This is a genomic window from Mammaliicoccus sp. J-M40 (assembly GCF_022386395.1).
Lineage (GTDB): Bacteria > Bacillota > Bacilli > Staphylococcales > Staphylococcaceae > Mammaliicoccus > Mammaliicoccus lentus.
Map to the genome: position 1 here is coordinate 89869 of NZ_JAJNIQ010000001.1, position 21549 is coordinate 111417.

The 21549-nt window shown below is 32.2% G+C and carries 19 protein-coding genes and 1 pseudogene; 17 read left to right on the forward strand and 3 right to left on the reverse strand.

Features of this window, described 5'->3' with window-relative positions; translation table 11 throughout:
• The first annotated feature begins 47 nt into the window (after window positions 1–47).
• From LQ688_RS00615 to LQ688_RS00630, 4 genes are all read left to right on the forward strand, one after another.
• On the forward strand, window positions 48–1226 hold the full coding sequence (locus LQ688_RS00615) for an MDR family MFS transporter (RefSeq protein WP_017000067.1): 1179 nt from the start codon (window positions 48–50) through the stop codon (window positions 1224–1226).
• A gap of 285 nt (window positions 1227–1511) precedes the next feature.
• Window positions 1512–3896 carry a leucine--tRNA ligase gene (leuS, locus tag LQ688_RS00620; protein ID WP_064205232.1) on the forward strand — a complete coding sequence of 795 codons (2385 nt, stop codon included), beginning with the start codon at window positions 1512–1514 and terminating at the stop codon, window positions 3894–3896.
• A 19-nt stretch (window positions 3897–3915) separates the two neighbouring features.
• Window positions 3916–4227, forward strand: a complete 312-nt coding sequence (locus LQ688_RS00625) for a rhodanese-like domain-containing protein (protein ID WP_017000068.1) — start codon at window positions 3916–3918, stop codon at window positions 4225–4227.
• Window positions 4228–4471: 244 nt separating this feature from the next.
• Entirely contained in the window at window positions 4472–5809 is a 1338-nt protein-coding gene (locus tag LQ688_RS00630) for an IS1182 family transposase (RefSeq protein WP_218688420.1), read from the forward strand.
• 65 nt (window positions 5810–5874) lie between these two features.
• Here LQ688_RS00630 and LQ688_RS00635 read toward each other — a convergent pair whose 3' ends face one another.
• Complete coding sequence (locus LQ688_RS00635; RefSeq protein WP_239752521.1) at window positions 5875–6450, reverse strand: NUDIX hydrolase; 576 nt, start codon at window positions 6448–6450, stop codon at window positions 5875–5877.
• Between the two features lie 170 nt (window positions 6451–6620).
• Between LQ688_RS00635 and LQ688_RS00640 the strand changes: the two genes are divergently transcribed.
• Both LQ688_RS00640 and LQ688_RS00645 read left to right on the forward strand, forming a co-directional pair.
• Window positions 6621–7364: a class I SAM-dependent methyltransferase gene (locus tag LQ688_RS00640; RefSeq protein WP_404932050.1), complete on the forward strand. Its 744-nt coding sequence runs from the start codon at window positions 6621–6623 to the stop codon at window positions 7362–7364.
• A pseudogene (locus LQ688_RS00645) lies at window positions 7360–7551 on the forward strand (transposase); the annotation flags it as partial. The gene LQ688_RS00640 and the pseudogene LQ688_RS00645, both read left to right, overlap by 5 nt.
• Before the next feature lie 207 nt (window positions 7552–7758).
• Here the strand turns inward: LQ688_RS00645 and LQ688_RS00650 are convergent.
• Window positions 7759–9018: a BaiN/RdsA family NAD(P)/FAD-dependent oxidoreductase gene (locus tag LQ688_RS00650; RefSeq protein WP_147641029.1), complete on the reverse strand. Its 1260-nt coding sequence runs from the start codon at window positions 9016–9018 to the stop codon at window positions 7759–7761.
• Between the two features lie 123 nt (window positions 9019–9141).
• Between LQ688_RS00650 and LQ688_RS00655 the strand changes: the two genes are divergently transcribed.
• From LQ688_RS00655 to LQ688_RS00700, 10 genes are all read left to right on the forward strand, one after another.
• Complete coding sequence (locus LQ688_RS00655) at window positions 9142–10776, forward strand: putative polysaccharide biosynthesis protein (RefSeq protein ID WP_064205233.1); 1635 nt, start codon at window positions 9142–9144, stop codon at window positions 10774–10776.
• Window positions 10777–10778: 2 nt separating this feature from the next.
• On the forward strand, window positions 10779–11480 hold the full coding sequence (locus LQ688_RS00660; protein WP_064211693.1) for a pseudouridine synthase: 702 nt from the start codon (window positions 10779–10781) through the stop codon (window positions 11478–11480).
• Window positions 11481–11552: 72 nt separating this feature from the next.
• A complete protein-coding gene (locus LQ688_RS00665) occupies window positions 11553–11966 on the forward strand; it encodes a YtxH domain-containing protein (RefSeq protein ID WP_239752522.1) in 414 nt (137 codons plus the stop codon).
• A gap of 222 nt (window positions 11967–12188) precedes the next feature.
• On the forward strand, window positions 12189–13607 hold the full coding sequence (gene pepV, locus LQ688_RS00670) for a dipeptidase PepV (protein WP_135032506.1): 1419 nt from the start codon (window positions 12189–12191) through the stop codon (window positions 13605–13607).
• Entirely contained in the window at window positions 13604–14464 is an 861-nt protein-coding gene (gene dat, locus LQ688_RS00675; protein ID WP_147641027.1) for a D-amino-acid transaminase, read from the forward strand. The genes pepV and dat overlap by 4 nt, the downstream gene beginning before the upstream one ends.
• A 245-nt stretch (window positions 14465–14709) precedes the next feature.
• Window positions 14710–15501: a phosphotransferase family protein gene (locus tag LQ688_RS00680; protein ID WP_017000073.1), complete on the forward strand. Its 792-nt coding sequence runs from the start codon at window positions 14710–14712 to the stop codon at window positions 15499–15501.
• 13 nt (window positions 15502–15514) lie between these two features.
• The gene (trmB, locus tag LQ688_RS00685; RefSeq protein WP_017000074.1) at window positions 15515–16150 is read left to right on the forward strand and encodes a tRNA (guanosine(46)-N7)-methyltransferase TrmB; all 636 of its coding nucleotides are present in this window, start codon (window positions 15515–15517) and stop codon (window positions 16148–16150) included.
• A gap of 321 nt (window positions 16151–16471) precedes the next feature.
• Window positions 16472–17350, forward strand: coding sequence for a nuclease-related domain-containing protein (locus tag LQ688_RS00690; RefSeq protein WP_239752523.1), 879 nt, complete (start codon window positions 16472–16474; stop codon window positions 17348–17350).
• Window positions 17351–17892: 542 nt separating this feature from the next.
• Window positions 17893–18735 (forward strand): YtnP family quorum-quenching lactonase, encoded by an 843-nt coding sequence (locus LQ688_RS00695; protein ID WP_017000599.1) that lies wholly within the window; start codon window positions 17893–17895, stop codon window positions 18733–18735.
• On the forward strand, window positions 18725–19924 hold the full coding sequence (locus LQ688_RS00700) for a MalY/PatB family protein (RefSeq protein ID WP_239752524.1): 1200 nt from the start codon (window positions 18725–18727) through the stop codon (window positions 19922–19924). The genes LQ688_RS00695 and LQ688_RS00700 overlap by 11 nt, the downstream gene beginning before the upstream one ends.
• 46 nt (window positions 19925–19970) lie before the next feature.
• Here the strand turns inward: LQ688_RS00700 and LQ688_RS00705 are convergent, their stop codons facing one another.
• Window positions 19971–20285, reverse strand: a complete 315-nt coding sequence (locus LQ688_RS00705) for a hypothetical protein (RefSeq protein ID WP_017000601.1) — start codon at window positions 20283–20285, stop codon at window positions 19971–19973.
• Between the two features lie 78 nt (window positions 20286–20363).
• On the opposite strand from LQ688_RS00705, the gene LQ688_RS00710 reads away from it, so the two are divergent.
• A complete protein-coding gene (locus LQ688_RS00710) occupies window positions 20364–21440 on the forward strand; it encodes a M42 family metallopeptidase (RefSeq protein WP_064205240.1) in 1077 nt (358 codons plus the stop codon).
• Window positions 21441–21549 lie beyond the last annotated feature (109 nt).

Genomic DNA, 21549 nt, shown 5'->3' on the forward strand with positions numbered 1-21549 from the left:
GTTTAGACTATTCAAATTGAGAAAAAAATTGACGGGAGTGATGCCCTTTGAAAATGCCAAAAATCGTAAAGTGGCTTATTATTGGAATGGCAATTAATATAACGGGCGCTAGTTTTTTGTGGCCTTTAAATACGATATATATGAATGAGGAATTAAATAAAAGTTTAAGTACCGCCGGTGTTGTATTAATGATTAACGCATTTGGGAGCGTAATCGGAAATTTACTGGGCGGTTCTTTATTTGATAAAATTGGTGGTTTTCGATCTATCATATTTGCTTCTATTATAAATATAGGAAGTTTAGTTGGTTTAAATTTCTTAAATGACTGGCCGTGGTATCCTTTCTGGTTAGTTATTCTAGGATTCGGTGGTGGCATAATCGTACCTGCAATTTATGCGATGGCTGCAGCAAGCTGGCCTAATGGAGGAAGAACAACATTTAATGCTATTTATTTAGCTCAAAATTTAGGTGTTTCTATTGGTGCTGCAGCTGGTGGTTTTGTAGCAGACTTCAGCTTTAAATATATATTTATGGCTAATTTGTTATTATATGTTGTATTCATTATTATAGCTTTACGTTATTATAATGTAGATTTAAATGTAAATGTGAAAAATAACGAGGGTATTTCAAGTGCTGTAGAAGTTAAAGATAAAAAGAAATTCAAAGCACTGATTTTATTATGTGTGATGTTTAGTTTATGTTGGATTGGTTATGTTCAATGGCAAACGACAATTGCGACATATACACAATCAGTAGGCATCTCCTTGAAGCAATATAGTCTTCTTTGGACTGTCAACGGCGTGTTAATATTAGCTGGACAACCATTAATCGCACCATTTATTAATCGTTTTAAAGAACGTTTAAAATTACAAATGGGTGTTGGATTAGGTATTTTTATAGTTAGTTATTTAGTAACAAGTGTGGCGGAACAATTTACGATGTTCGTTGTAGGTATGGTTATTTTAACTTTCGGTGAAATGTTTGTTTGGCCAGCAGTTCCGGCAATTGCGAATAAACTTGCACCTAAAGGTCGCATGGGGGCATATCAAGGTATTGTAAATGCATCTTCAACTGTAGGTAAAGCTTTTGGGCCTGTAGTGGGTGGTGTTATCGTAGATGTATTTGATATGAAAGTCATGTTCTTTAGCATGATTGCCTTAATTCTTGTTGGTTATTATTTCTTAATAATTTACGACAAAGGAATAAAAAAGGGGAATGTTGCATAAAATGAAATAAAACTTGCAAATTCCTTAGAAATTGAATAATATTAAGAATGTATAGGAGTAGTAACTTTAATGCGAATCTTTAGAGAGTCAGTGGTGGTGGGAACTGATGATATCCATTAAGTGAACTTACCAGATGATAGTATTAAATTAAAGCAATCTTAAACCATATAAATGAAGTGCACTTTTTAAGTGAATTCTGGGTGGTACCGCGGCATTATATTTTAGTCGTCCCAACTGTAACTATGGTTTGGGGTGGCTTTTTTTATTTTACAGGAGGAACAATTAATGAATTATAATCATCAACAAATCGAGAAAAAATGGCAAAATTATTGGGAAAATAATAAAACATTTAAAACAAATGACAATTTAGGTCAAAAGAAATTTTATGCTTTAGATATGTTCCCATATCCATCAGGAGCTGGATTACACGTAGGACATCCAGAAGGTTATACAGCGACTGATATTATTTCAAGATATAAACGTATGCAAGGGTATAACGTTTTACATCCAATGGGGTGGGATGCGTTTGGTTTACCAGCAGAACAATACGCTATTGATACTGGTAATGACCCTAAAGCATTTACTGCTCAAAACATAGCTACGTTCAAGAGACAAATTCAAGAACTTGGCTTTTCTTATGATTGGGATAGAGAAATCAATACAACAGACCCAGAATATTATAAATGGACTCAATGGATTTTTATTCAGTTATACAATAAAGGTTTAGCATATGTAGATGAAGTAGCAGTTAACTGGTGCCCAGCTTTAGGTACAGTATTATCTAACGAAGAAATTGTCGATGGTGTGTCAGAACGTGGTGGACACCCAGTAGTACGTAAGCCAATGAGACAATGGGTATTAAAAATAACTGAGTATGCTGATAGACTACTAGAAGATTTAGAAGACGTAGATTGGCCTGAATCTATTAAAGATATGCAAAGAAACTGGATTGGTCGTTCAGAAGGTGCAGAATTAACCTTTAACATAGATGATACAGACTTATCATTTAACGTATTTACAACTCGTCCAGACACAATATTTGGTGCTACTTTTGCAGTGTTATCACCAGAACATCCATTAGTAGATAAAATTACTACTGAAGATGAAAAAGAGGCAGTAGATCAATATAAACTTGAAGCTTCTCGTAAATCTGACTTAGAAAGAACAGATTTAGCAAAAGATAAAAGCGGTGTATTTACTGGAGCATTTACAACTAATCCATTTACAGGTCAAAAAATGCCTATATGGATTGCTGATTATGTATTAATTAGTTATGGTACAGGTGCTGTTATGGCAGTTCCAGCGCACGATGAAAGAGATGGAGAATTTGCTGAAAAATTCAATTTAGACATCGTTACTGTATATGATGAAGATGGAAAAATGATAGATTCAGACAAGTTAAATGGTCTAACTCAAGAAGAAGCGGTACCTAAAGCAATTGAAATGTTAGAAGAAAAAGGTATCGGCGAGAAGAAAATTAGCTATAAATTAAGAGATTGGTTATTCAGTCGTCAACGTTATTGGGGTGAACCAATTCCAGTAATACATTGGGAAGATGGCACAATGACCACTGTACCTGAAGAAGAATTACCGTTGTTATTACCAGAAACTGACCAAGTTAAACCATCTGGTACAGGAGAATCACCATTAGCTAATATTGATGAATTTATTAATGTAGTAGATCCAGAAACAGGTATGAAAGGTCGTCGCGAAACGAATACTATGCCACAATGGGCTGGTAGTTGTTGGTATTATTTAAGATATATAGACCCTCACAATGATGAAATGTTAGCAGATCCCGAAAAACTAAAACATTGGTTGCCTGTAGATTTATATATTGGTGGAGTAGAGCATGCAGTGTTACACTTATTATATTCAAGATTTTGGCACAAAGTTCTTTACGATATCGGTGTAGTTCCAACTAAAGAACCATTCCAAAAATTATATAACCAAGGCATGATACTTGGTGAAGGTAATGAGAAAATGAGTAAATCTAAAGGTAATGTTGTTAATCCGGATGATATCGTTAAATCTCACGGTGCAGATACATTGCGTCTATATGAAATGTTTATGGGACCTTTAGATGCGGCAATCGCTTGGAGTGAAAATGGTTTAGATGGTTCACGTCGTTTCTTGGATAGAATCTGGAGATTACTTGTAACAGAAGAAAATCAAATTACAGATAAGGTAGTAGACGAACAAACACCTGAATTAGATAAAGTTTATAATCAAACTGTTAAAAAAGTAACTGAAGATTTCGATACATTGAACTTTAATACAGCTATCAGTCAGATGATGGTGTTTATCAATGATTGTTATAAGCAAGATAAATTAAGTAAAGCTTATGTTGAAGGCTTTGTGAAAATGTTATCGCCTATAGCACCTCATATTTCAGAAGAACTATGGGCAAAATTAGGACATGACGATACGATTGCTTATGAAGAATGGCCAACATTTGATCCTTCTTTACTTGTAGACAATGAAGTAGAAATTGTTATTCAAGTTAATGGTAAATTAAAAGAAAAAACTAAAGTTTCTAAAGATTTATCTAAAGAAGAAATGGAACAGTTTGCTTTAGAAATTGATAAAGTGAAACAAGCAATTGAAGGCAAAACAGTACGTAAAGTGATTGCCGTACCTCAAAAATTGGTTAATATTGTAGCAAATTAAAAAGAGGAGTGTAATCAAAATGGAAGAAATAACAATTAAAGAATTAGCAGACAAAATAACTTCAAGCAGTCCTATTAACATAGTAGATGTTAGAGAAGACGAAGAAGTAGCAATGGGTGTAATACCTGGTGCAAAACACATCCCAATGGGAGAAATACCAAACGAATTAAATCATTTTAAAGAGAATGAAACATATTATATAGTATGTGCTGGTGGCGTTAGAAGCGCTAAAGTTGTAGAATATTTAAACGACCATGATATAGATGCTGTGAACGTTGAAGGCGGCATGAATGCGTGGGGCGACGAAGGACTTGAAAATAAAAGAGTTTAAATAAACGCTGTAGTATTATCTATTATGAAAATCAAGGGTAAGACATTAATAATGTCTTACCCCAGAGTGTCGACAAAGTCTTAGACTTTGCCGGCACTTTTTTTATGCGCATGCTTTCCGCGGGCATGTTCTCAGCCTGTAGTCTTCGAATCATGCTGTTCCCGCAGGAGTCAGCACTAAAAAATACCAAAAATTAACAATATATTTTATAATATAGTTGAAATTTTATTTAGGAGTTGATTCTATGTTAAATAAATCCGAGAATAAACGGGACCAATATGAAATGATTTCTGTTTCAGAGTTAGTACCTAAAAATCATTTATTGAGAAAAGTTGATAAAGTATTAGATTTAAACTTCGTTTATGAACTTGTTGAAGATAAATACTGTTTAGATAACGGACGTCCTTCTATTGATCCTGTTATCTTAGTTAAGATCTTACTTATTCAAAGATTATTTGGCATAAAATCAATGAGACAAACTATTAAAGAAATTGAAACTAACGTAGCTTACCGTTGGTATTTAGGATTTAGCTTTCTTGATAAAGTCCCTCATTATGGTACATTTAGTAAAAATTATACAAGACGCTTCCATGATACTGACCTGTTTGAACTAATATTCGAAAGAATATTAGAAATTGCGATTAAAAATAACTTAATTGACCACTCAACGTTATTCATTGATTCAACACATATCAAAGCTAATGCGAATAAAAATAAATATATTAATCAAATTGTAAAAAAGGATACATTACATTTCCAAGAAGAACTTAATAATGAAATTAATCAACAGAGGTTAGCGCAAGGAAAAAAGCCCATAAAAAATAAGAAAAAGGAGGAATTTAAAAATAAGAAAGTCAGTACTACTGATCCAGAAGCTGGCTATTATGTTAAAGGTGAAAGAGAAAAACAATTTGCGTATAGCTTACATAGTTGTGTAGATAAAAATGGTTTTAAAATTGATCAACATGTCACACCTGGAAATGTTCATGATAGTACACAGTTAAAACCTATGGTTGAAAGATTAGAAGAAAAAAATATGTTGCCAATCACACTAGCAGTAGACTCCGGATACAAAACTCCATTCAATGCGCATTATTTACTTGAGAAATCGATTGTACCTGCAATGCCATATACAAGACCAAAAGGAAAGCCAGGAATATTTAAATCTAAAGAATTTATTTATGATGAATATTACGATAGTTATATATGTCCGAATGATGAATTACTAACTTTTAAAAGAACTATGCCAACTGGGCATAGATTATACAAATCTAATCCTATTATATGTAAATCATGTCCACTACTAAATGAATGTACAGAAAATAGAAGTTATACTAGAGAAATTCGAAGACATGTATGGCAAGATGATTTAGATATAATCGAAGATTTAAGGTTTGTAGATACAATTAAAAAAGCATATAAACTAAGAAGTCAAACAGTAGAAAGACGATTTGGTGATGCTAAAGAACAGCATGGTATGAGATGGACTAGATATAGAGGTATTAAAAAAGTTTCCATGGACACCACGCTTATTTGTGCTGCCATGAATCTTAAAAAGTTGGCAATGTGGCTCGTAACCTAGATTAAACGTAGTTTAATCATGATTTCAGTGAAAAATATTAATCTATACAAAAAAACAAACTGAACTTATAAATTTAAGTTCAGTTTGTCCACAGTCTGAAAAGAAACAGCTAAACTGTTTCTATACTCTCGTATTGTACCTAAACCGATATTCATTTCAAAAATGAATTCTATAAGACTATTTCTATATGGAATAAATAAGCCTTCTTTAATCATGTCTAATAATTCATCTTTAGTAACCCATTTTACTTCTTGTACTTCTTCTGTTGGAAAGCTTAATTTCTCTATATTTATCTCTTTATGCACTATGAAAAAATCATCATATCCGTCTTCAAAATTAATTGTGAAATGTGGCCTTCGATTAGTTAAATCTAATTGAATACCTAGTTCTTCATATGTTTCTCGTTCTGCTGCATCTCTATTTGTATCACCTTGAACAGCACTACCTCCTGCTGAAAAGTCCCACTTACCTGGCCATCCTTGTTTGTCATATCTTCTTTTTTGTATTAGTAATTGTCCTTGTTTATTAATAATACATACATGAATCACAAGATGATATCGATTAGCAGGCACTTCATTTCCTCTTGTCATCGTTTCATTTAATAACTGCCTATTTTCATCGTATAAATCCCAATTCTCCATTCTCACCACTCCGTAATCATATTACTCATATTTTATCATATTGAAATTAACACCTTGTTATAGCTATTCATAAGTTATGAGTATTATTACAACCATTCATTTAGGTGTATGGTGTAAGGAAAGGGGATGATATTTTGAATAATATTTTTAATGATGAGCATAATAAGTATATGTATAGTGGACGAAAGGTTGATTATAAATGGGTATCTTTGATAAGTAGCATCATCAAACAATCTAATATTGATATGGATGATGCACTAGACATTGGTTGTGGTGGCGGCATTTATACAAATCAATTAAGTGAATTTGGATTCAAGCATGTCTTAGGTATAGACCAATCTGAAGTAATGATCGCATCAGCTAATAAACAAGCTTACAATAACCATATACAATTTGAAGTTGGAGATATATTCAATAATCATTTAGCCAACCAGTCCCAGAATTTTATCCTTTCAAGAGCGCTGATTCATCATATTCAAGATTTACAAAAAGCTTTTTTAGAAACAAAGCGTATTCTAAAAGATAGCAGCATATTTGTTATTCAAGATCGAACTATTGAAGATTTAGCGATTCCTGCTTCTTCAACCAATCTACGCGGTTATTTATATGAACATTTTCCAAGACTTCGTGATTTTGATTCAAAGAGAAGACATTCAGAAGTAGATGTTACAAACGCATTGTATGATGTTGGATTTAATAATGTTGAAACTTTAAAAATTAATGAAATTAGACAATCATATGCAACGATAGAATCCTTACAGCATGATTATTTATCTAGAAAAGGTCGTAGTATTCTATTTGAATTATCAGACCAAGAATTAAAATCATTTGTAGCACAATTTCCCAAATATGTAGGAGACGATTCTCCCATAATAGAAAAAGATCAGTGGACACTTTGGGTAGCTTATCATTAAAAAAGCATATAAACTAAGAAGTCAAACAGTAGAAAGACGATTTGGTGATGCTAAAGAACAGCATGGTATGAGATGGACTAGATATAGAGGTATTAAAAAAGTTTCCATGGACACCACGCTTATTTGTGCTGCCATGAATCTTAAAAAGTTGGCAATGTGGCTCGTAAAAGAGCCACAAATAGCCTAGATTAAACGTAGTTTAATCATGATTTCAGTGAAAAATATTAATCTATACAAAAAAACAAACTGAACTTATAAATTTAAGTTCAGTTTGTCCACAGTCTGGGGTAAGACATTAATAATGTCTTACCCTTGATTTATTTATGATTAATATGAAGAGAGTATAACGCTAACGTGCAAGAAATATTAAACAAGTCCGTTAGCGATATATTTCTTATGATTTATATAACGAAGCGTTATGCCCTGCAACATAACCAGTAACAAGTGCACTTGTTATATTATATCCACCTGTATAACCGTGAATGTCTAACACTTCACCTGAGAAGAATAAGCCAGAACAAATTTTTGAATGCATCTTATTTGGTTCGATTTCTTTTATATTTACGCCACCACCAGTAACGAATGCTTTATCGATTGGTAAAGTTCCGTTAACAGTAAAAGTGAATGCTTTTAAGTTTTCTACGAAAGTCTTGATAGATTGTTGTGATAAATTGTGATAAGTTACATCTAAATTTATATCTGACTGTTCTAATAGAAAATGCAGATAACGTTCCTGTATTAAACCTTTTAACGCATTTTTAATAGCTTTATTTGGTTCGTCTTTTAATTTTTTTATAATTTGTTGTTCTAAATCATGTTGTTTTATTTCTGGAAAGGCATCAATAGCCATTTTAATCTCTTGTTTCTTTTGTGATTTTTGTTCTTTATATACGAACTGGCTACATCTTAATGCGGCTGGTCCTGAAACACCGAAGTGGGTAAACAACATATCCATTTGATGTGTAATTCTTGGTTTTCCATTTTTCTTTAGAACGGAAAGCCCTATGTCTTGTAAACTGAGACCTTGTAATATTTTATTTTTAATGAATGGCTCACTTGATTTAATAGGTACTTCAGTTGGGAATAATTCAGTTATAGTATGTCCAAGTTGTTCAGCAAATTTGTAGCCATCTCCAGTTGAACCTGTATGTGGGACGCTACAACCACCGGATGCTATAATAACTGTTTGTGAAGGTATGAAAGTACCATTTTGTAATGTTACACCAGTTATTTGTTGATTTTCACTTTCGATTGATGATACTGTAGTTTCTTGGCGAATTTCAACGCCGTTATCTTTAATGGCTTTTACGAGTGCATCGACTACATCTTGTGCTCTATTTGAAACAGGGAACATGCGTCCATGATCTTCTTCTTTAAGGTTTACATCACGAGATTCGAAGAAATCAATAATAGATTCATTATCAAAAGTCGAAAATGGGCTGTATAAAAACTTTCCGTTTCCTGGAATGTTTTTTATTATCTCTTCGTATGGGAGTCGATTTGTAACGTTACATCTCCCACCACCAGATATACGAAGTTTTCGGCCGAGGCCTTTTTTCTTTTCTATTAATAGAACGCTTTGACCATCTTTACTGGCACTGTAGGCAGCCATTAAACCACTTGGTCCTGCGCCTATTATAATTGTATGATACATAAGTTACCTCCAAAGATTTATGTAATGATATTTTAACGAATAATGGTTTTTAAAAAAAGTAGTACAATAGAAATAAACCTGTTATTATTAAATTTAAAAGTAAATTGAGATAGGGATGAAAATATGTCAGAGAGTAAAGCGCTTGTGAGAGGGACATTTTTACTCACAGCTAGTATTTTAATTACAAAAATATTAGGTATTTTATACTTAATTCCTTTTTACGCTATAATCGGCGATGAAAAAAATCTTGCACCATTTACATATGCTTATCAACCATACACAATCATGATAACAATCGCAACTGCTGGTGTACCATTAGCAGCTGCTAAATATGTATCTAAATATAACGCATTAGGTGCTTATAAAGTAAGTCAAAAATTATACCGGTCGAGTTTTATAGTAATGTCTATTACTGGTTTAATTGGATTCTTATTACTGTTCTTCTTATCACCAACGATAGCTCAATTAACATTAGCAAACAAAGGTGGTATAGAAGGTGGATGGAAAGTTGAAGATATTACTAATGTAATTCGTACTATTAGTTTTGTTGTTCTTTTTATTCCTTTATTAGCAACTTGGAGAGGTATTTTCCAAGGCTTCAACTCAATGGGTCCTACTGCAGTTTCTGAAGTGACTGAACAAATTGCTCGAATTGCATTTATTTTAGGTGGAAGTTACATTGTTTTATATGTAATGGATGGTTCAGTGTTAGTAGCGAACCAAGTTGCTACTTTTGCAGCTGGGATAGGTGCGATTGTTGCCCTATTAACGTTATTATATTACTGGATAAAACGTAGACATTTAATTAAAGCAGAAGTTGCACAAGATACGAGCGATATAGATGTTTCTTATGTCAAAATATATAAAGAAATCATCAAATACAGTATTCCATTTGTAATTGTAAGTTTATGTTTTCCAATCATAAATTTAATAGACCAGTTTACACATAATACTGGACTTGCTATAGGTGGAGTAAATAGTTCTCTTCACGATGTTTATTTTACAATGCTTAGCATGACTACTAATAAAATTGTAATGATTCCTACTTCATTAGCGGCAGGTTTCGCTGTAAGTTTAGTACCGTTTATTACTAACACTTACAATTCAGGAAGAATTGATGAAATGCATATACAAATAAGAAAATCATTAGGAGTACTACTATATTTAACTGTTCCAGCTTCATTAGGTATTATGGTATTAGCACAACCATTGTACAATGTGTTTTATAGTTATAGTCCAATGGGTACAGAAATTCTATTCTGGTATGCGCCAGTTAGTATATTAATAGCGTTATTATCAGTAACAGCATCGATGCTTCAAGGTATTGATAAACAAGCATTAACAGTATGGATAGTGATTGGCGCATTAGGCGTTAAAGCAATCATCAATTTACCTTTAATTATTGCTTTTAATACTTTAGGAGCAGTATTAGGTACTGCAATTGCACTATTGATCGCAGTAGCATTAAATTGTTATGTTCTTTGGAAACATGCTAATTATAAGTTTAATGTAACAATTCAACATACATTGAGAATTCTATTTTATACAATTATCATGATGTTGTTCGTAGAATTAAGTTACTTTATTATTTCATTAATTATTGATCCAACATCGAAATTGGGTGCTTTAATAGTATTAATAGTAGGTGCTCTAGTTGGTATGATTGTATATGGTTATTTAACAATGCGTTCTCGTTTAGCTGATGAATTCTTTGGTGATTTAACTGCTAAAATAAGACGTAAAATTAAGTGGGTGTAGAAATGAGACTAGATAAATTTTTAGCTAATGCTGGAATTGGAACTCGAAAAGAAGTTAAAAAATTTGTAAAACAAAATTTAGTAACTGTTAATGATGAACTGGTTAAAAAACCAGATATTCATATTAATCCAGAAGAAGATATTGTCGTTTTTGATGAAATACCTATAGAATACGAACCAGTTGTTTATTTAATGATGAACAAGCCAGCAGGATTTATATCAGCGACTGAAGATGATGAGCACGAAACAGTTATCGATATCGTTCCAGAATATATGCATATGGATTTATTCCCAGTTGGACGATTAGATAAAGACACAGAAGGGTTATTATTACTAACAAATGACGGGAAATTTTCTCATCAACTAATGAATCCTAAACATAAAGTGCCAAAAAAATATTATGTTGAAGTTGATGGTCATATAAAAGAAGAAGCGATTGGAATTTTTAAAAATGGAATAGATCTAGGTGACTTCACTTCATCTCCAAGCGAATTAGAAATTATAGAAGATGATGTTCAATCAAAAGCATATGTGACGATTTATGAAGGTAAATTTCATCAAGTGAAAAGAATGTTTCATTCAATTGATTGTGAAGTTACGTATTTAAAACGAATTCAAATAAATAATTTGAACTTGGATGAAGAATTAGCTTTAGGTGAATATAGACATTTACTTGAAGAAGATTTTAAATTATTAGGATTATAAGAATAATTATATGTTTGAAAAATACTGTGTTGGGTAAACTAGTATTATTAAATAAATAGAGGTGGATATAAAATGGCTAAAAAAGCAGGATTATTTAGAACATTAGTTGTATTAGGGGGAACTGCAGCAGCAGTAGTATTATCTAAAAAAGAAAACAGAGATAAGCTAAAAAATGAATATGATAAATATAAAGAAGACCCTGAAAATTATAAAGCATCAGCAAAAGAAAGAGCGTCTGAAATAAAAGATAAGGCACAAAACGAATATTCTAAATACAAAGAAGATCCAGAGTCTTATAAAGAAAAAGCTAAAACAGAATTGAAAAAAGCTAAAGAAAATCCTAAAGGCTACGCTTCAGATGCAAAATCACGTTTGAAAAAAGATGATAGTGATAACACTGATTTACGTGAAGCTAAATTCGATGATGAAGGTGGAACAGCAAACGGAAATTTAAGAATTGTGACTGAAGAAGATTTAAAAAAATAATAATTTATTTTAAGACCGACAGTTTTGTCGGTCTTTTTTACTCTATAAGGTCGATAAAAATTTGGGAAATAAAAATGTTAAATACACACGACTATAGTCGTATGTATAAGGAAATAATAAGTAGTTAAAAAACTTAAGAATTTTTGGTATTTCTATTTCATATTTTTAAAATTTTCATGTATCATATAGATAACTATTCAAGTAAGAAAGAGATGATTTCCGATGTGGAGAAATAAAGTTAAAGAATATGAAAAAGATATTGTTGAAGACTTAAAAGGTTTATTAAGCATTGAAAGTGTAAGAAATGATGCAGAAAGTAATGTTGATGAACCAGTTGGCCCAGGTCCGAAAAAAGCACTGAATTACATGTATAAACTCGGAGAAAGAGATGGGTTTAGTTATAAAGATATTGAAAACATAGTCGGAAGAATCGAAGCGGGTAAAGGTGATGACTTATTAGGAGTTTTATGTCATGTAGACGTAGTACCAGCAGGTGCCGGTTGGGACACAGATCCATTTGACCCAGTAGAAACAGAAGATACTATTATCGCTAGAGGTACTTTAGATGATAAAGGTCCTACAATTGCAGCTTACTACGCTGTAAAAATATTAGAAGATATGAAAGTAGATTGGAAAAAACGAATACATATCATTGTAGGAACAGATGAGGAATCTGATTGGCAGTGTACTGATAGGTATTTTGAAACTGAAGAAATGCCTACAATCGGTTTCGCTCCTGATGCAGAGTTTCCATTAATTTATGGTGAAAAGGGAATCGTCACTTTTAATATTTTACAATCTGGTTATGAAGAAGACGATGATGAGCCTGAAGTTGAATTAAAAGCATTCTTCTCGGGTGAACGTTTTAACATGGTACCTGATACTGCTCAAGCCAAACTTTTAATTAAAGAACAAATGACAAACGTTGTTCAAAATTTCGAAACATTTTTAGAAGAGAATGAAATTGAAGGCGAAACTTCAATAGATGAAGGTTTCTTGAATTTAACTGTTCATGGTAAATCGGCTCATGGTATGGATCCATCACAAGGTATTAACGCAGGCTTACTTTTAATACAATTTTTAAACAATTTAAATTTAGATAAATATGCAAATTCATATGTGAAATTTGCCAATGATTATTTAGTAAATTCGCCAAATGGTGAAAAAATGGGTATGAAATTTGCGACTGAAGAAATGGGAGAAGTAACTACTAATACTGGAATAATGAGTTATACTGATGTTGATGGTGGACAATTTGGTATTAATTTGAGATATCCAGAAGGTTTCAACTTTGAACAATCTTTAACACGATTTACTGAAGAAATTGCGGATAGAGGATTTGAAATAGATATGGATAAACATCAGGAACCTCATTATGTAGATAAGAATGATCCGTTTATCGATAAATTATTGTCTGCATACCGCAACCAAACTAAAGACTTATCAGAGCCGTTTACAATTGGTGGAGGCACTTATGCTCGCAATCTAGATAAAGGCGTTGCATTTGGAGCAATGTTTAAAGAATCAGAAGATTTAATGCATCAAAAAAATGAATATATTACAAAAAAACAATTATTTGATGCAACTGCTATTTATTTAGAAGCTATATATAATATTTGTGTAAAGGATGATGTAGAGTGACATTTGTATATATTAATGATGAATTTGTAGATGAATCAGAAGGCAAGGTTAGTTATACTGATAGAGGTTATAATTTCGGCGATGGTATATACGAATATATACGCATCTATGATGGTAATGCATTCACAGCTAAAGAACACTTTGAACGCTTATTCAGAAGTGCAAAGGAAATCGGCTTAAATTTAGAAGATTATACTGTAAAAAGCTTAACAGAATTAATTGAAGAATTGGCAGAAAAAAATAACGTCAAAAATGGTGGCGTATATATCCAAGTAACACGAGGAGTCGCACCAAGAAATCATCCTTTCCCAGAAGCGAGCACGAAACCTGTATTCTCAGCATTTTCTAAAAGTTATGAAAGACCATACGATGAATTAGAAAATGGCATAAAAGCAATTACTGTAGATGATATTAGATGGCTTAGATGTGATATTAAAAGCTTGAATTTACTTGGTAATGTCTTAGCTAAAGAGAAAGCAACTCAAAGTGATGCTGGAGAAGCTATCATGCATAGAGATGGAATTGTAACAGAAGGAAGTTCTAGCAATGTTTTTGCTGTAAAAGACAGTAAAATATATACACACCCAGCGAATAATTTAATTTTAAATGGTATTACAAGAAGAGTTATCAATGAGATAGCTAACGAATTGAATATACCATTTGTTGAGGAATCTTTTGATGTAGAATTTTTGAAAAGTGCTGATGAAGTTATAGTTTCAAGTACTTCAATTGAAGTTATGCCGGTAATTCAAGTGGATGACACATTCATTTCTGATGGTACAGTAGGTAAAATTACAAAAGAATTACAAAAATCGTTTAACAATTATATAGAGTCAAACATAGAAAAAATATTTTAGTGTAATTTATTAATATAGTGTAAACCACGTAAATACTGAACTTTATAGATATTTTGTATCTGAATAGGTTCAAAATACCCCAAAGTTTTCATTTATGTGGTTGAAATCTGCACAGAAAAATAATAAAATTTAAATCAAGCGCACTAAAATGACAAAAAATAAACGGGTTTTTTAAGATTAAGTAATGACTCTTGAAAATTGATGTTCATGAGTCTTTTTCTTTTTCTGAAAGTGAGGTGGATAGGTTGGAACATTTTTATCAATTAGGATGGACATTAGACTCAGCAGGTGGGGCATCTGGTGAAGCATATATGGCAGAACAAGACGGCCGCAAACTCTTCCTAAAAAGAAATTCAAGCCCCTTCTTAACAGCTTTGTCAGCTGAAGGGATTGTACCAAAATTAGTTTGGACAAAAAGAATTGAAACTGGAGAAGTTGTAACTGCACAACATTGGAAAAATGGTCGAGAGTTAGTCCAAGATGAAATGAATTCTAACCGCGTTGCCAAACTTCTTAAAAAAATACATTCTTCAAAACAATTACTTAATATGTTAAAGCGTATGGAAATGAAACCTATGCACCCAGAGTTATTATTTAATAAAATTAATAGTTCTTTATCTAGGCACGTATTAGCGAATAGAACTGTTAGAAAAGCGTTGCTATATTTAGAAGAAAATATGCCAATGCTAGATAGTCGCTTCTATACTGTTATTCATGGCGATGTGAATCATAATAATTGGCTTTTATCTGATCAAGACGAATTATACTTAGTAGATTGGGAAGGCGCGATGATTGCTGACCCTGCTATAGATATAGGTATGATATTGTATACTTATGTTGATGAAAAAGATTGGGTTGATTGGTTAAGTAAGTATGGTATTAATGATACACATGACTTAAAGAAAAGAATGAAATGGTATACGCTTATACAGGCTATTGCTATGGTTGAGTGGTACGAAGAGAAAAAACGCTATAATGATATGAATGATTGGTTGAATTTCTTAAGTGAAGTCATGAATCGAAATGTATTTATATAAGGAGTTACTTTGAATGAGAATGAGAAATAAACCTTGGGCAGATGATTTCTTAAAAAGTCATCCCCAAATTGTTGATGTTGATTTGAATCAGCAGTATAAAATGGCTGAATGGTTTGAAAAAGACCAACCAATACACATCGAAGTTGGTACAGGTATGGGTAGGTTTATAACTGAAATGGCAAGACGTCATCCAGAAATTAATTATGTTGCAATAGAAAGAGACAAAAACGTCATGGTTCGAGTATTAGAAAAAGTAAAAGAATTAGAACTTGAGAATATTAAGTTGATTAATCAAGATGCTAAATTACTTACAGAGTACTTTGTAGAAAATGAAGTATCGAGAATTTATTTAAACTTTTCTGATCCATGGCCGAAAACACGTCACACAAAACGTAGATTAACGTTTTCATCGTTTTTAGAAATCTATCGACATATATTAAAGAAAGACGGACAAATCCACTTTAAAACAGATAACCAAGGATTGTTCGAATATAGTTTAGAAAGTATGTCAGCCTTCGGAATGACATTCGACTTAATCAATTTAAACTTACATGAGAATGAACCAGAAGAGAACATACGCACAGAATATGAAGACAAATTCTCAAACAGAGGATTTAGAATCTATCGTATGGAAGCAAGTTTTAAATAATGTAGTTAAAGAGCTTGGGATATAAATCCTGACTCAGAATAAATAAGCATATCACTTAACTGATTATTTCAGTTTAAAAGTGATATGCTTATTTTTTATAAAATTTAACGATTTTGTTCGTGCATGCTTGCCTGGGGTATGGCTCGAGCCTGTAGTCTCTCACGCATACTATTCCCCGGGCGTCAGCACTTTACAAAATCGTCAGAGTTATACAATACCAGCTATTTTTAATTTTTTAAGATACTTATGTCTCGTCCTTTTTTTCTTTTCTATATAATAAAAAGCGTTTATAATTATATAAAAAATATTGGAGGTTTGCCGATGCAAAATATAATATATTTTACTTCTTTAACTAATAGAATTGATAAAAGTTCACCTGATAGTCAAATGGCTACTTTTTTGAAGGGACTAGAAGGCGAAGCAATTATTTATCAAAAACTAAAACTAATTAATCATTTACCATTTCTCTACAATATTGAACTTAATATAAATAATAGAGTACAAATAGATTTTTTAGTCGTTTCTGATGATTATGTTTATCACTTTGAAATAAAAAATTATAGTGGTGATTACTATATAAAAAACGACCAATTTATAAATGATTATGGAAGTATGTTTTATACACCATTTCAACAGTTATATCGAGCTAATAATGAATTAAAACTGCTTTTAAAGAAATGTGAAATTAATAGAGAAATAAAGACTATACTAATCTTCACTAATCCCACTTTTACTTTAAAATCCCAAATACCGCCCCAATATGAAGTTCTATTACCAACTGAATTACATAAAATCCAAAGATTGTTCAAAAATTATAAAACAGCAGAAAATCATAGAATTTTAAAAATAATTGAAGAAGAAAAGAATACTTTTTCTGACATATATCAAAATAATAAGAGAGTCCCATTTGATGATATTAAACATGGCTTGAAGTGCCCGTATTGTAAAAGCGTTGATAAACTAAACATAAGCGAGAAGAAGAAAAGTGTATGTTGTACTATCTGCTCAAATAAGTTTAGTAGAAGAAGTATATATTTGTATAACTTAAAAGAACTGTTTATTTGTAAAGGCGAACCATTTACATTACAAGATGCAGAAAGATGGTGTAGTACTAATAATAAACACACACTGAGAAGAATTTGTAATAAATATTTTGAAATTATTGAAGGCAAGCCAAGAAAGTATTACTTAAAACTTTAAAATTGTATTAAAAGCCGAAGTACAGTTTCGAAATGTAGCAAGACGATGTCCATGTGCAACATAGCGCCCCCGAATGTAGCAAGAGAAGGTCGACGTGCAACATAGCGCTCCCGGATGTAGCAAGACGGGGTCCACGTGCAACATAGCGCTCCCGAAAGTTGCAAGACGCGGTCGACGTGCAACATAGCGCTCCCGAAAGTTGCAAGACGCGGTCGACGTGCAACATACCACCCCCGAATGTAGCAAGACTCGGTCGACGTGCAACATACCACCCCCGAATGTAGCAAGACGGGGTCCACGTGCAACATAGCGCTTCCGAATGTAGCAAGACTCGGTCGACGTGCAACATACCACCCCCGAATGTAGCAAGACGATGTCCATGAGCAACATAGCGCTCCCGAAAGTTGCAAGACGCGGTCGACGTGCAACATAGCACTCACAACTACTCTTTTACCATCACAAAACATATTTATCTAAACCTTGATGGGTGTTCATTATAATAATAAATGATAAAATAATAATAATGAATGGAGGGGAATATATTGTTTAATATTGGAGAATTCAATTTATATCCATTACAAGGTGGTATTACGAATATGGACGGTGGAGCCATGTTTGGTGTTGTACCAAGACCATTATGGACGAAGAAGTATCCGTGTAATGAACGCAATCAAATACCACTAGTATGTCATCCTATTTTAATACAAAATAATAATCATAATATGATTATTGATACTGGTGTGGGTAATGGAAAATTTACTGAAAAACAAAAACGTAATTATGGAGCTACATATGAAAGTGATATACATGGTTCTTTAGAACAATTTAACTTAACAGTTGATGATATAGATATTGTAATTATGTCACATATGCACTTTGATCATGCCTGTGGGCTAACAACGCCGGATGGTCAATCTGTATTTAAAAATGCTGTCATATACACTTCGCAAATAGAGTGGAATGAAATGAGAGCTCCTAATATTAGAAGTAAGTCTACTTATTGGGAAGAAAACCATAAAAATATTGAACATCAAGTTGTTACATTCAAAGATGAATTTGAAGTTATACCTGGTATAACGATGAAACATACAGGAGGCCATAGCGCGGGACATTCAGTTATTGAAATTGAAAGCAATGGGGAAAAAGCAGTTCATATGGCAGATATATTTCCAACATTTGCACACTTAAATCCACTTTGGGTTACAGCATATGACGATTATCCTATGGATTCTATTAATGCTAAAGAAAGATTAATACAAAAATATATAAAAGAAAATTATTGGTTCTTGTTTTATCACGATATTAATCATTTTGCAGTTAAGATTGATGATGAAACGAGAAAAATTAAAAACGATATCAGAAGGGATGAGCTAATTGAAGTATAATTTTGATGAAGTTATCGATAGAAGAGGTACAGCTACAGTTGCTTATGACGGACAACAAAAAGTATATGATTACGAGAATTTAGAACCATTTTGGATAGCTGATATGGATATTAAAACGCCCGAATTTATTATAGAACATTTGAAAAATAAATTAGATCAAGCACATTTTGGTTATTTAGTGTGGAAACAAGATGAATATTTAAATGCGATTAAAAATTGGTATAAAAAAAGATTCAGCGTTAACGTTCAAAAAAATGATATATACTATGTGCCAAGTATATTATTCACAGTCACAGAAGTGATTCGTGAATTTACGAAAGAAGGCGAAGGTGTTCTTATTCATACACCATCTTATAATGCTTTTCTTAACCTTATAGAAGGAAATAAAAGAGAGGTAGTTGAATCTCCTCTTATCCAAACTGATGAAGGCTATAAATTAGACGTAGAACAATTTGAAAAAGTAGCTTCTAGGGAAGATGTGAAAGTTTTAGTATTTTGTAATCCTCACAATCCAACAGGTAAAGTTTGGACTAAAGAAGAATGTGAGCAAATAAAAGAAATATGTGAGAGACATGATGTGTTTATAGTTTCTGATGAAATTCATATGGATTTTGTAAGAAGTGAAAACGGCTTTTATTCTATGGCAAATCTTATGCAGTTAGATTCTCCAATTTTAGTGGTAACAGGCTTAGGAAAGACATTTAACTTAGCTAGTTTAGCAAGTAGCTATATGATTACAAAACATCGCTATTTTACAATGCAATTTAATAGAAAACTAGGAACTTATTATGGACTTGCAGCTGCAAATACTTTAGCGGTAGAGGCGGTAAAAGTTGCATATAACCAAGCTGAAGAGTGGGTTGATCAATTAAACGATCATATAGAACGAAATATGAGAATTTTAAAAGAATTCGTAGATAATGAAATGTCAGATCAATTAAGTTTCATTAAGCCTGAATCGACATATTTAGCATGGATTGATTTCTCGAATAGTGGTTATAGTGAGGAAAAAGTACAAAAAGCGTTACAGTCTGTTGGTAAAATCGCGACTGGTATTGGAAATTCATATGAGCTTGATGAAAGTCATCACTATAGACTTAATGTAGCATGTAGTGAAGATAAATTAATTGGTGGATTAGAAGCTATTAAACAATCATTTAACGCTTTAGACAACGATGAAATAGAATAAAGAAAACATAACGTACAAAAAATGTACGTTATGTTTTCTTTGAAAATTAAATTTCATAAATGTCTATAACTTGACCGTTGAAAGCATCGGCAATAAATTCGTAATGGACTGGGCTACCATTTTTGTTAATTGTTATTCCACCATGAACTACTTTAGTTTCAATACCAAACTTTTGGTAGGTCTTTGGGATATGTAAAATGTAAGAACCTTCAACGTCATTAAATTGGCTTTTTACTTGTTTTAAAATTTCTTCGCAGCTGTAATGTTTAAATTGTTTAAAGTAAATTAATGCTGTAAGAATCCCTATACCAGTAAAAATTGAAAACAATAACATGACTAGTCGCAACTTATTATTTTGCATGACCATGCCTCCTTTAACTTAAATCTAGTGTACCATAAAGAAAGAATGATAGATAAAATTTTAGCAAGGAGAATCATTATGACACAAATTGGACAAGAAACAATAAATAGAATGAGAACTTTGACTGAATTACATGCTGTACCTGGCTTTGAAGGTGAAGCTCGTGAATATTTAAAAGAACAAATGAAACCTTTTGTTGACGAAATAATCGGAGATAATATGGGGAGTATTTATGGTGTAAAAAAATCTAAAAAAGAAAATGCACCAAAAGTTTTAGTTGCAGCCCATATGGATGAAATTGGATTTATGGTAACAGAAATGACAAAAGAAGGCATGTTGAAATTCACACCTTTAGGTGGTGTATCATCTGATGTATGGTTATCACAAACGTTGCAATTAAAAACAAGAGATAATCAATATTACAATGGCGTAGTAGGTAGTATTCCGAAACATTTTAGAACTGGTAAAGAATCTGGTGTTGCAATTGAAGATATGTTGTTAGACGTTGGAGCAGAAAATATGCAACAACTTAAAGATATGGGAATCAATATTGGAGATACAATTGTACCTAGAACAAATCTAGAGCAACTCACTGAAAACAGAATTTTAGCTAAAGCATGGGATAATAGATATGGATGTTTAGTTGGGTTAGAATTATTAGAAGCAGTTAAAGATATTGATTTAGATGTTGATTTATATGTAGGCGCTAACGTACAAGAAGAGGTTGGATTACGCGGTGCTTCAGCAAGTGTTAACTTAATAGAACCTGACTTAGCCTTAGTAGTAGACTGTTCACCTGCCAATGATATGAAAGGTCATATCGGATTATCTGGAGCACTAGGTGAAGGTGTGTTAATAAGAATTCTTGATAGAACTATGATTTTATCTGAAAGAATGAGAGACTATTTAATTAATATAGTTGAAGAAAAAGATATTAATCATCAATATTTCCAATCACCGGGAGGTACAGATGGCGGTGAGATTCATAAAGCATTAACAGGTATACCAACTGCAGTTATTGGTGTTTGTGCACGTTATATTCATACAAGTAAAGCGATATATGATGTTAGAGATTATTTAAATGCTAAACAATTATTAGTAGAAATTGTTCAAGACATTAATAAAGAAAAAATCGAACATTTAAAATATAATTAGAATTTAAATAAACTAGCAGATAGTTAAATTCCATATCTTGCTATTATTAAGGTTAATTATATAAGACACATGTCGTTATTAATATTAAATTTAATAATGATATGTGTTT